We start from the raw sequence: 10,920 nt of genomic DNA on the forward strand, positions 1-10,920 counted from the left end.
CTCCTCCGCAGACAGCCGCCCGCAACCAGCGTGAGCACCCCGAGATCCGGGTCACACCAGCTCTTTGACCAGCGACTTCAAGTTGGCGGAGGCTCACCGGGTGCGCACCGGCCGGTGCGGGGTGCGCATCGAGGGCCTGGCCCAGGGCGTCGGCCTCCAGCTGGCGGAGGATGTCGGCGATGTCCTCGTGATCCTCGGTGAGGATCTGCGCGGCGAAGTCGATGACCGCGTGGGCGATGCCCTCCGCCACGTCCGGCCCGGCCTGCGCCCAGCTGCGCAGGGTGGTCATGAACACCCGCCCGAGCGCTTCCAGGACGAAGGCGTCGTCACACGGCACGGCCATGTCCGAGCCGAGCAGCGCGGTGATCGGGACGACGATCCGCTCGGCGACGTCCACGAGCAGCGCGGGCATCCGCGGCTCGGCACCGGCGAACTCGGCAGCGGCCACGGTGTCGTCGGCCTGGACGGCCCGGAGGTAGTTGAACGCGCTGATCGCCGCGTCCGGGGTCATCGGAGCGAGCGGCGTGATGGTGGTGTCGGGCATGACGGCTCCTCACGTACGGGTCGCCTCGCTGGTCGCGGCGGCCTCACCACAGAGCCTGGAATGGATCACCTGTGGATAAAGACCGCGCCCGAGCGGGGGAGAAGCCTCCCTCCTCGCCCGGCGGCGCACGCTCTGCGGACGGTTGTGCTGCTGGTCACGGACAAACCAGCTGTGCAAGGGGTGAAAGGGGTCGTATCGGGGCGGTGTTGGGGTGGGGCTAGCGAGTTGGTCCAGACGTTGGTCAAGGGGTGCTTCTTCACGGTGGCCCCAGCCGCGTACCGCTTCGCGCAACGCGGCTGGACCTGTCACCGACCCGGCCGTGTACGGCCGGAGAAGCCCGAGGATGCGATGACCACCGCACCCACCCCGCCGACCACGCCGACTATGCCGAGCGCGTCGGATGCCGCCGCGGCAGCGAGCCCCGCAACGGGCCCTGCGGCGAGCCCCGCTCCCAGCCCCACAGCCTCGAGCCGCCGTCTGGCCGTTGTTGCTGATCACACCCCTTGTCCGCCCGTCCAGGCGGGTTGCAACTCCTCTTCTCCCAGCATGGATATGCCTGGAGAAGCGTCCCGGCCCCGCGCACGCACCGCGCCGGCGAAGGCCGGAGCGGAGATCCGGGGCGATGTCCTCCTCACCCTCGCCCAGCTCCGCTTGGCCACGCCTCACCAGCTCAAGGCGCTCCTGCTGCCGCACCACCAGGAGACGGACTACATCCGCCGCGCGCTGCGCAATCTCCTCGACGACCGCTTGGTGGGCCGGACCCACCGTGCCCAGCAGAGCTATTGGTACTGCACCCCGGCGGGCCTGGCCGAAGCTGCCGCATCCGGTGAACTCCTACCGAAGGCCGGCCGGACCACCGGGCAGCGCGCGGCGGCGAAGACGGGCCTGCGCGAGCATGCCCTCGCCCTCGTCGACACCGTCGTCGCCTTCCACCACGCCGGGGCGGCCGACCAGACCGACTGGCAGGTGGAAGTCGCCCACCCCACCCCGGCCGGCTCCCTGGTGCCCGACGGCGTGGCGCTCCTGAACAACGGCTCCCACGCGTTCGTGGAGATCGACCGCACCATGTCCTACGCCCGCCTGCTCGCCAAGCTGGAACGCTACGACGCCTACCGCGGCGCACCGGCGTCCGGCCGCGGTAACGCCGCCCGCGCTCCGCGCTCCCACTGGCAGGAAACCTACGCCGGGCCGTCGATGGAGCGGCCCTTCCCGCCGCTGCTGTTCGTCTTCGCCCCCGCCCAGCGCCGCGCGGCCCCGGCAACGAGGGAGGCCGCCTTCCACGACCGCGCCCGGCCGAACTGGCGGATCACCGTGGCGACGACGACCCTCCCCCTGCTGACCGCGCACGGGCCCGACCGGCCGGTGTGGCGGGTCGTCGGCCATGGTGAGGACCGTCGGCCTCTGGCCGCGGTGCCGGCACCGCGGTAAAGCGTGACGGCGGGCCGGCACCGCGGCCCGCCGCAGGCGCTGGGCAAGCCCAAGGGGAGCCTGGGCAAGCCGTCCCCGGACGGAGGCTTGCCCAGCCCGGCCGGGCCGCGCTGAGGTGGTGCCCATCCCCGCCGGACGTTCCGGGCGGGCCGTCGCGGAGGAGGACTCGGTGGAGAGTTTCAAGGCGGGGGAGACGGTCGTACGGCGCGACGTTCACCGCTCCGGCCGGGTATGGAGCGAGCACGCGCTGCGCGTCGTCGCCGACACCAGCGAGGCCCTGATGGCCGCCTGCCCGCCGGGAGCCGAGACCCGCTGGCCCGCCCTGTACGCCAAGGCACGCGCCGACGGAGACCGGTCGGTGCGCACCGAGGCGTTCGACGCGATGGCGACCGGCACGTGGGAGCTCGCGGACGCGGTGTGGCAGGAGACCGAGCTGCTGATGTGGAAGCCGGCGGCGGCATGGTTCAGCGTCAACGCCTTCTACACGAGCGGCGGGCTGCGGAACTGGTACGTGAACTTCGAGCACCCCACCCGCCGCACGACGGACGGGTTCGACACCTTCGACCTCACCGTGGACCTGGTCGTCGACCCCGACCTGACCAGCTGGCATTGGAAGGACGAAGACGAGTACGCGCACGTGCGACGGCTCGGCATCGTCACCGACACCGAGCACCAGGCCGTGGACGCCGCCCGCGCCCAGGCCCTCGCGATGCTCGCCGAGCGCTCCGGCCCGTTCGCCGACGCCGCCGCGTGGATGTCCTGGCGGTGGAACCCGGCCTGGCCCGCCCCGAGCCTCCCGCGCCCCGCGACGGTCCCGAAAGGGGTTGCACCGACAGGCGGCTGAACCGTTGGCTGGACGATTGACTCCAGCGGGGGACCGAGGGTGTGACCGAAGGGGGGAGCCGCCCAAACCGGACACCGGGCGTTCTCGCAGATCAGTACCTCTGGGCAAGCCCACCGACAGCGGCGACACCTCTTCCCACGCGATAGCCGAGGGGAGAGGCGTCGCTCTGCATCCTGGGGCCGGGTGGCCCTGCGGACGGCCGGGCAGACCGGAGCTGCCGGTGCGTGGGCGGGCGGTCAGCTCCAGGTGACGGAGTGGGGGTGGGGCGCGGGCTCGACACCGGCCGATTCGGCGGCCAGCTGCAGGTGGGTGGCCAGCCGCACCGGCGTGTGAGGATTGGCCCCGGCTGTGGTCCTCGGGCCGAGGAAGGGCGCCAGGAGCATCACAGCCCGGCTCATGTCCCGGCACGCATCCGCCAGTCTCGCCGTGGGGCTCGGTGGCGAGGCGCCGGTGGTCACCCCGAGCTTGTCCGCCGCGCTCGCCAGCGCCGTGTAGGTGTCGTGGATGCGTGCCGGACGGTCCTGTGGCAGGCCGATCCGCAGATTCGCGAGGGCGTAGACGACCAGGACGTGGTCGCGGGCCTGCCCGATCAGCTCGCGCGCCTCGCCGAGCCCGCCGCCCACCACTACGGCCTGCGCCCTGTCGCTGCCCGGCTCCTGGACGGCGTCCGTGGCGCTGAGCGCGGTGTGGGCTCGGTGCAGCAGCGTGCCGATCCGGCCGAGGGCGTGAAGGTCCATGTCTGTTCAACGTCCCGGCTCGTGCCCGGACACTCTGACGGCTTCCCGCCGCCCGGTCGGCGGGAGCGGTACAAGTACCGGTATGACGGAGCGGGTGCGGTGGCCGGTCGTGGTGGACCGGGCGCGGGAGATCGTGAACGGGTACGCGCCGTTGAAGGTCACGCTGCGTCAGGTGATGTACCGGCTGGTGTCCGTGGGCGCGCTGCCGCACACGGCGCCGATGTACCGGCGCCTGTCCGCCCAGCTCGCCCAGGCGCGCCGCGAGGGCCGTTTCCCCGAGCTGATCGACACCGTCCGCGAAGTCCACGTGCCGCCGGCCTGGCCGGACGTGGGCGCGTTCATCAGCGAGATGCCCGACTGGTTCCGCCTGGACCGCACCGAGGGCCAGGAGCACGCGCTCTACGTGGCGGCGGAGAAGGACACCCTGCGCCAGCAGCTGACCGGCTGGCTCTCCGACCTGGGTATCCCGGTCCTGGTGGTCCGCGGCTTCGGGTCCCAGTCCTACGCCGATGTCGTACGGGAGCGTATGGCCCACGAACATCGGGAGGCACATCTGGCGTACATCGGCGACCTTGACGCCTCGGGGATTGATATCGAACGCGACTGGGTGGAGCGCACCGCGTGTTGGGACCGTGTCTGGCGGGTCGCGCTCACCTACGACCAGGTGCGCGCGTACGGGCTGCCGGCGGCCGAGGGGAAGCGGGGCGATCCTCGGTGGAAGGCATTCGCCCGCCGCTACGGCCTCGATCCCGCCCACCCCGTGCAGTGGGAGGTCGAGGCCCTCGAACCCGACGAGCTGCAGCGCCTGGTCCTCGACGCCGTCGACCCGTACATCGACCGAGCCGTGCTCGCGCGGCAGATCGCTCGCGAGGAAGAACAGCGCCGCGCCCTGGCCCGCTTCTTGGACGGCTGGGGCGCGGCGGGTGAAACGTCCTGACCGGCAGCGGGTGGGGCAAGCCGGCCGGGTGTCCCTTAGGAGGCGAGTTCTTCACCGGTGCTGTCCATCGCCGTACGGCACCACTGCAGTCCGGTGCCGTCGAGGACCAGGAGGTGACTGCCCGGGACAGCCGCGGTCTTGGCCATGGCGGACAGCAGCCCGTTGGCCAGCGCGGCGCCGTCCTTCTCGGTGAGCGGCTCGGCGCCCGATCCGTAGGGGCGCACCTGGTGGTGGACCTCGTCACCGCCCTTGACGACGAGCGTGAGGTACTGGGACGACTGGTGCTCCCACTTGACCTGCACGATCGTGTCCGCTCGCACGGTCCGGCTGCCGTAGACGGTGCTCTGCGCCCGTACCCACACGTCCTGCATCCCCATAAGCCCTTGCCCTCCCGTACTGCGGCTGCGTCAACGCCCCGATTCTGCTGCGTCAGATCACTGGGGGAAGGGACTTCGAGGAAGACCAGCCGCCCGGGGCTGGCATACGGCACGGACGGACCCGGTCCTCCGACGGAGCGGAAGGCCGGGCCACCCGGGCGACGAACTCCGGGCTATGCCGCGACCCGAGGTGCGTCCTGCAACACAGCCCTGCAACATGAGGCGCGACACAGGGTGCGTTGCAGCCCTGACCTGCAAAAACTCTCATGTAGAAGCGGGGCCAGGGCGTGTACGGCGCCGGCGGTTCCCGGAAGCGCTCCTCGGCCTGAGCCGGCGGCGTCCGGCACAGGCCCCCGCAGACTCGCCTGCGCCGTAGGATCACCGCCCATGACCGCTGCCCGCTGTTCCCTCAGCACCGGACCTGGTTCGGTTGCCCCCGTCCGCCGCGTACGCGCCGCTGAAGCGGATCCCGGGGACCGTGCTCGACCGCCGTCTTCGGAGGGGAAGGCGAACGGCCACCGCGTGACACGCGCCCTCGGCGGTCGTATGCACCGCCTGCTGGCGAAGGGCCGCCGGGCGATCCGCCCGCTGGCATACCTCGCCATGTGGTTCGCCGCTGTGCTCGGGGCGCAAGCGGTGCGGGAAGCGTTCGTCTTCGTGCCCGGATTCGTCCCGTGGGACGGTGAAAGCCCCCGCGACTTCTTTGTTTTCACGGGCGGCGCGGCATGCTTCACGGCCGTGGCCGTGCTGATCTGCGTGGGGCACATCCCGGTGCGCTCGGTTGTTGGCCGGTTTGTCGACGGCCTGGGGTTACGGCCGGCATCGAGGCGTCAGGCCGTGCAATGGGCGGTTGCAGGGCTCGCCACCGCGGCGGCCTTGTGGGCGGGAGCCGAGCTCGTTGACCTCCTCCCGGGCCTGATCTCGGTTCCCGATGCCGAGGATCCGCGCTCCATAGCCGTTGCCGACACCTCCACCTTGGTCCGCTTCTGCTACGGCCTGATCGCCCCTGCCCCGCTGGAGGAACTCTTCTACCGCGCACCGCTGCTGGCGCTGTGGCTGGCCCTGCTCACGGCGCAGCACCGCGGCAACTGGACGGCCCACCGGTGGCTTCGGTGGTCGCTGATGGCAGCCGCCATCACCATTTCGACGGTTTGGTTCGCCGCCGGACACCACCTGGGCGGCAGCGTCAACGTCGCTCACGCGGCCCTCGCCGGCGTGATCCTCACCGCAGCCGCCCTACGGCAGCGCTCCCTCGTCCCAGCCCTGCTCGGCCACGGCCTCTATGACGCGTACGCCTTCGCCTGGGCATAAGCCTTGCCGGAGTGGACGACCTTCTGGGGGAGCCGGCGGTCGACATCCTTCTGGCGGAGGCCCGGGTCACTCTCCCGCGCCGACGGAAGCCGGAAGCCCCGGCACCCGCATGCTCGACACCGGCCTGGCCGGTCTTCCCGCGCTCGAGCACTGACAAGGCCGGGGCTACGGCTACATGCCGAAGTGACTCTCGGCGCGCATGGCGAGGTGCCCGGCCAGTTCGTCGACGTCGATATCGCCGATGTCCTCGACTCCTTCGAGGTACGCGGTGAGCTCGCTGCGAAGGACAGTCGTCAGTGAGAAGTCATCGTCGTCCACGGCGGAGAGTCTGCCGGACACGGGCCGCGGTGCTCGGCACAATCCCGGAACGTGAGCAGACGACCGCCCCGGCGCCCTTGTTCCTGGGAGCCGCATCTGGACCTGGTCCCGCCCTCGCGGGCGTGGCTCTCGGAGGTTGCGGCGGCACTTGATGAAGTGGCTGCCGCAATGGGATTCCTCGAAGGACGCCCATGGTTCTCGATGCAGGAGTTGGAGGAGGACCCCGGACGCCGTCTGCACATCCACACGGCATGGACCCGCTTCCCCCTCCACGACGACGGCATCGTCGAGACCGAGATCGGCCCCATCCAGGAAGGCGATGGCATGTCGGTGTGGGGCTCGGGCGTGGTCCGCATCGGCGTCAACGGGCAGCGCGTGGAGCTCCTGGTACGCGGCGTCACCGCCGAGGGCGTCGCGGCCATGGCCGCCGCGTACATCAAGCACGCCGATGCCACGTACCGGGCGTAGACCACCGTCGGCCTACGCCCGGACAGCGGCGATCATGCCCAGTCGACGCCCAGCTTCCGCAGCGCGTCCAGCTGCTCCTGGGTGAGTTTGTCGCGCCTCGATTTGGTGTTCGAGACCCATACGCCGAGCTTCACGATCACCGGCTCGGTCTCGTCGGCGAACGCGATTTCTTCGCCGTGGGCTCTTGGTACGGGCCGGTGGGTGCCTTCCCGCTCGACCCACTGGGCGAGGGCTGCCAGGCCCCGCTGGAACGCCTGCTGTGCCTTGCCCGGGCCCTTCGCCGCGCGCGCGGTCGCCGGGGCGGGAGACGGTGCCTCGAGCGGCTTGATGCCCAGCGTGGACAGCCGCTCCTGCTGCTCGGGCAAGAGCCGCGCCCACGCGGCCGGCTGCTTCTGTTGCTGGAGCCACTTGCCGATGTCGTCGCCGTCCATCAGTACGCCAGGCTGGATCTCGGGCAGGCTGCCGTCGGCTTCGACCAGGTCCGCCAGGACGCGGTAGTGGCGTTGCCAGTCCAGCGGCCACGGGCAGTCCCAGTCCGGGTCGATCGCCGTGAGCTGTGCCGCGCGTACGGCGGCTCGTTCCGGGTCCTTGCCGAGGCCGTTCTTTGCTCCCTTCCGGCGGAGGTTGGCCATGTGCTGGCCGATGGGGACCATCGTCTCGCCCTCGCCCCAGACCGCGTCCTGGCGGGGGGCGAGGTGCCCGGTGGCCTGCCGGTAGGAGCGGAACGCGGCGAGTTTGGCCTCCCACGCTTCCTCGCCCGGCTCCCAGACCATCCCGGCCTCGGGGGCGTCGAGCAGTTCCTTGCGGTGGGGGTCGAGTTCGCCGGCGCGGAGCGTCTTGCGCTGCTGGTGCACCCATCGGCCCAGGGGGAAGTCCTTGGTGACGCCGACTTCGACCTCGGTGTCGTAGGGGACGGCGTACAGGCCGGTGATCTCGTTCTCCTTCCGCCAGCGCAGCAGGGCTTCGTAGCCCTCCAGCCACACCAGGGACTCCGGCCGGTATACCCGGGTGCGTAGGAAGGCCGCGATCGTCGCGGCGTCGCGGGGACTGGAGAAGTGCAGCAGGGCCGACTCGGCTGCGGCCTCGGTGTCGTCCTGTTCCTCGCCGTCGCCCTCGCCGCCGGCTCCGACGATGCGTCCGTCCTCATCGCGTCGGATGTGGACCTTGCGCTTGCCGCTGGTGAGGGCGCGGGAGGCGAGCTGCTCGACCAGGCGCTCGTCGTGGGAGCGCAGGCCCTGGAGGACGGCTACGAGGGGGCGGAAGCTGGCGCTGGCGACCATGTCGGTCGGGTCCTCGCCGGGCTGGAGGAAGACGGGCACGATGATGCGGGCGATCTTCGTGGTGCCGTCGCGGTTGGGCCGGAGTGCGCGGCCGATGTTCTGGACGATCTCGACCTGGGAGCCGCGGGTGTCGGCGAAGCAGATCGCCTCGACTCCACGCTCGCCGGTGATGTCGACGCCTTCCCCGAGGACCCGTACGGATGCGAGGAACGCGCGGTGCACGCGCCGGTTGTTGGCGTCGATGCCGTTGGCGAACTGGCGTAGGACCTCGCGTCGCTCGGAGACGAGGTGGTCGCCGCACAGCCATGCCGCCCACACGCGGTCCGGCGGGACGTGGCGGCCGGCCTCCAGCTCGTAGAACTCGGCGTCGATCGACGACGCGGGGAGCCGGTCTGCGGCGGCCAGGTCGTCGTCGGAGACATCGTTGAGGTACAGCTCGGCGGCGGTCTCCGGCAGCTTCTCCGCGAACGCGGCGGCCTCTTCCACCCGCTGGTGGAACGTCATCACGGTGCGCAGGTTCCACTTCGCGGAGTGCTCCAGGAGCGCGGTCTGCAGGAGCGCCATGCGCCGGCCCCGCAGCGCCTCGTCCGACTCCCCGAAGATCGGGGAGGGGTCGCGGATCTCCAGCACGTCGATTTCGAAGCCGGCGAGGATGCCCCGCTCGATCGCCTCCGAGAGGCCGAGCTCGGCCAGCCACGGCCCGTAGGTTTCCGAGTCCTGGCCCATCGACGCGATCTCCAGCTCCTGGCCGTCCGCGCCCCTCTGGGGCTGGGGAGCCGCCAGGATTCGCGGGGTCGCGGTCAGGTACAGCCGGAAGTCGGCGGGGATGCGGGCGTTGTCGTGGATCGCTGCCCACGGACGCCCGAGGTCACCGGCGGTGCCGTGGGCTTCGTCCACGATCGCGAGGTCGAAGCCGTCCATGCGCTGCCCGTACAGCCGCTCCCCGCCCGCCAGAGCGGATTCCAGCGGCCCGCGGACCTTCCCCTGCCCCATCGGTGCGTCGATGTCCTCGCGGTCCACGAGAGAGGCGTAGGTGGCGAACGCGACGACGGGTCCACTCCCGGCCCACAGGGCGAGCTGGATCGGGTTGGTGGTGGTGCGCACCCCGAGCTCGTTCAGCACGGGGTCGTTCTCCAGCGAGCAGACCGCGACCATGGGGGAGCGGTGCCCTACCAGCCGCCACGCCTGGGCGGTCTGTACCAGCAAGTCCAGGGTCGGCACGGTGACGAGGATCCGGCCGTGCGGGAACGACTCCAGGGCGCTCGCGGCAGCCATGATCGTCTTGCCGGAGCCGGTCGCGGACACGATCGTGCCCCGCGCCCCCTGGGAGGGCACGGATGACCTTGCAGGGAATCCCACCCACTTACGAAACGCCGACCGCTGATCCACCTGGTGTTTCTTGAGTCGAATCGCTGACATTGCTTGCCCCCCCGATGTCGGAATTCTAGTGGTCTTTTAGACGGCGGTGTGCGGGGTGCAAGTCCCACCGGCGTCGCTCCAGATCGACCCGCCCGCGCGATGCCAGCCGCCGGGCGTCCCGTCCGATTTCCCGCGTTTCCATCCCGGCAGGTCGTCCGGGTCGTAGTGGCCGGCCTCGCGCGTGCAGAGGATGACGTCACCGCTGGACATCTCCACCGTCCGCGCCGTGCACAGACCGCCGGCCTCGCCCAGCGCCTCCAGTACCCGGCGCCGCTGCGTGGTGTTCGGGTGCGTGCGGGGCAGCACGGTCTCCCGGACGAACCTCTCCAGCCGCACCAGGTCGGCCCGTTCACGCTGCCGCACGTTCGCGATATGTACGGCCAGCTCAGCAGCCCCGGCCGACCGGCCGCCGCGCCGCGCCCAGTCCCGGTCGGCGATGCCCACCAGGGCCTCGCTCACGGCCGTCACACCCGCGTGCCAGCCCTCCCTGAACTCTTCGCCGCTGGCGCCCGGGTACATATCGGGCTCCACGACCTCGCACTGCGCCCCGGCGACCGCTCTGGCCTCCAGCGCGGCCACCAGGTCGTCCGCCTCGCTCGTGGGAACGCCCTGCGCCTCCAGGAGCGCGAACAGCTTCAACCGGGCGTTCTCGCCCGCGGTCTGGTACTGCGTCACCCGGCGCACAGAATCGCTGCTCAGTGCGGGATCTGGTCCGGTAGATTCGTGGTGACCGGTCATCTGCGGCCGTTCCTCTCGGAATGTTGGAAGGTCTCCGGCTGGTTGGGGGGTGTCTGGTGTTTTCGCCAACGGTACATGCTGCATCATCCTGATGCACCCACTACACTAGAACCCGACACGAACGAGCGACCCCCACCCCTCCTAGCCAGCCCGGCCCGCGTCAGCGGGCCCCAATGGTTCTGGAGGCGCAGCCGGAGGGACCGTCAGGCGGGGGAGCGCAGCGGACCCGCCCCCCTCGGGCACGCAGTGCCCGAGCCCCACTCACTGGAGGCCCCACAGGCCGCAACTGACACCCCGGCAATCGCCCGGGGGCTGGCCGCATCGCGGCCGCCCCCGCCCCGGTCCCGCATCGCGGGCCGGCCCACTGGTTCCTGGAGCGCAGCGGAGGGGACCGCCCGCGCACCGCGCGGGCAAAGGGAGCGCAGCGACCGTCCCGCTTGCACATCGCGCAGCGATGTGGTACCCGCTCCGCGGGCGGGCCCCCACACACCCCAGTGGGGGCGGCTGCGGGGCCGCTAT

General features: G+C 71.3%; 11 protein-coding genes. 5 read left to right on the plus strand and 6 right to left on the minus strand.

Annotated elements, in window-relative coordinates:
- A partial coding sequence (locus AB0G59_RS28790) for a hypothetical protein (RefSeq protein WP_360917617.1) occupies positions 1–544 on the minus strand: 544 nt, incomplete at its 3' end.
- Positions 545–1,090: 546 nt separating this feature from the next.
- Here AB0G59_RS28790 and AB0G59_RS28795 point away from each other — a divergent pair.
- Positions 1,091–1,972: a replication-relaxation family protein gene (locus AB0G59_RS28795; RefSeq protein ID WP_360917620.1), complete on the plus strand. Its 882-nt coding sequence runs from the start codon at positions 1,091–1,093 to the stop codon at positions 1,970–1,972.
- Between the two features lie 169 nt (positions 1,973–2,141).
- Positions 2,142–2,816, plus strand: a complete 675-nt coding sequence (locus AB0G59_RS28800) for a DUF402 domain-containing protein (protein ID WP_360917623.1) — start codon at positions 2,142–2,144, stop codon at positions 2,814–2,816.
- 236 nt (positions 2,817–3,052) lie between these two features.
- Here the strand turns inward: AB0G59_RS28800 and AB0G59_RS28805 are convergent, their stop codons facing one another.
- Positions 3,053–3,553 carry a hypothetical protein gene (locus tag AB0G59_RS28805; RefSeq protein ID WP_360917626.1) on the minus strand — a complete coding sequence of 167 codons (501 nt, stop codon included), beginning with the start codon at positions 3,551–3,553 and terminating at the stop codon, positions 3,053–3,055.
- 82 nt (positions 3,554–3,635) lie between these two features.
- On the opposite strand from AB0G59_RS28805, the gene AB0G59_RS28810 reads away from it, so the two are divergent.
- A complete protein-coding gene (locus AB0G59_RS28810; protein WP_360917629.1) occupies positions 3,636–4,490 on the plus strand; it encodes a hypothetical protein in 855 nt (284 codons plus the stop codon).
- A gap of 35 nt (positions 4,491–4,525) precedes the next feature.
- Here the strand turns inward: AB0G59_RS28810 and AB0G59_RS28815 are convergent, their stop codons facing one another.
- Positions 4,526–4,867: a hypothetical protein gene (locus AB0G59_RS28815; protein WP_360917632.1), complete on the minus strand. Its 342-nt coding sequence runs from the start codon at positions 4,865–4,867 to the stop codon at positions 4,526–4,528.
- Between the two features lie 522 nt (positions 4,868–5,389).
- Between AB0G59_RS28815 and AB0G59_RS28820 the strand changes: the two genes are divergently transcribed.
- Positions 5,390–6,178: a CPBP family intramembrane glutamic endopeptidase gene (locus AB0G59_RS28820; RefSeq protein ID WP_360917634.1), complete on the plus strand. Its 789-nt coding sequence runs from the start codon at positions 5,390–5,392 to the stop codon at positions 6,176–6,178.
- A gap of 171 nt (positions 6,179–6,349) precedes the next feature.
- On the opposite strand, the gene AB0G59_RS28825 is transcribed toward AB0G59_RS28820, so the two are convergent.
- On the minus strand, positions 6,350–6,496 hold the full coding sequence (locus AB0G59_RS28825; protein WP_360917637.1) for a hypothetical protein: 147 nt from the start codon (positions 6,494–6,496) through the stop codon (positions 6,350–6,352).
- Positions 6,497–6,697: 201 nt separating this feature from the next.
- Here AB0G59_RS28825 and AB0G59_RS28830 point away from each other — a divergent pair, with 201 nt between their 5' ends.
- Positions 6,698–6,964 (plus strand): hypothetical protein, encoded by a 267-nt coding sequence (locus tag AB0G59_RS28830; RefSeq protein ID WP_360917640.1) that lies wholly within the window; start codon positions 6,698–6,700, stop codon positions 6,962–6,964.
- Positions 6,965–6,996: 32 nt separating this feature from the next.
- On the opposite strand, the gene AB0G59_RS28835 is transcribed toward AB0G59_RS28830, so the two are convergent.
- Together AB0G59_RS28835 and AB0G59_RS28840 are read right to left on the minus strand one after the other, a co-directional pair.
- Positions 6,997–9,663, minus strand: a complete 2,667-nt coding sequence (locus AB0G59_RS28835; protein ID WP_360917643.1) for a Helicase associated domain protein — start codon at positions 9,661–9,663, stop codon at positions 6,997–6,999.
- A 36-nt stretch (positions 9,664–9,699) separates the two neighbouring features.
- Positions 9,700–10,338: a hypothetical protein gene (locus AB0G59_RS28840; RefSeq protein WP_360917646.1), complete on the minus strand. Its 639-nt coding sequence runs from the start codon at positions 10,336–10,338 to the stop codon at positions 9,700–9,702.
- Positions 10,339–10,920: the final 582 nt, after the last annotated feature.

Source organism: Streptomyces sp. NPDC021096 (assembly GCF_040641275.1).
Lineage (GTDB): Bacteria > Actinomycetota > Actinomycetes > Streptomycetales > Streptomycetaceae > Streptomyces.

What these genes read in the sequence shown, in the direction of transcription:
- AB0G59_RS28810 (WP_360917629.1), top strand. Translation starts at nt 3,636, where the DNA reads ATGACGGAGCGGGTGCGGTGGCCGGTCGTGGTGGACCGGGCGCGGGAG.
- AB0G59_RS28815 (WP_360917632.1), bottom strand. Translation starts at nt 4,867, where the DNA reads ATGGGGATGCAGGACGTGTGGGTACGGGCGCAGAGCACCGTCTACGGC.
- AB0G59_RS28835 (WP_360917643.1), bottom strand. Translation starts at nt 9,663, where the DNA reads ATGTCAGCGATTCGACTCAAGAAACACCAGGTGGATCAGCGGTCGGCG.
- AB0G59_RS28830 (WP_360917640.1), top strand. Translation starts at nt 6,698, where the DNA reads ATGCAGGAGTTGGAGGAGGACCCCGGACGCCGTCTGCACATCCACACG.
- AB0G59_RS28795 (WP_360917620.1), top strand. Translation starts at nt 1,091, where the DNA reads ATGGATATGCCTGGAGAAGCGTCCCGGCCCCGCGCACGCACCGCGCCG.
- AB0G59_RS28805 (WP_360917626.1), bottom strand. Translation starts at nt 3,553, where the DNA reads ATGGACCTTCACGCCCTCGGCCGGATCGGCACGCTGCTGCACCGAGCC.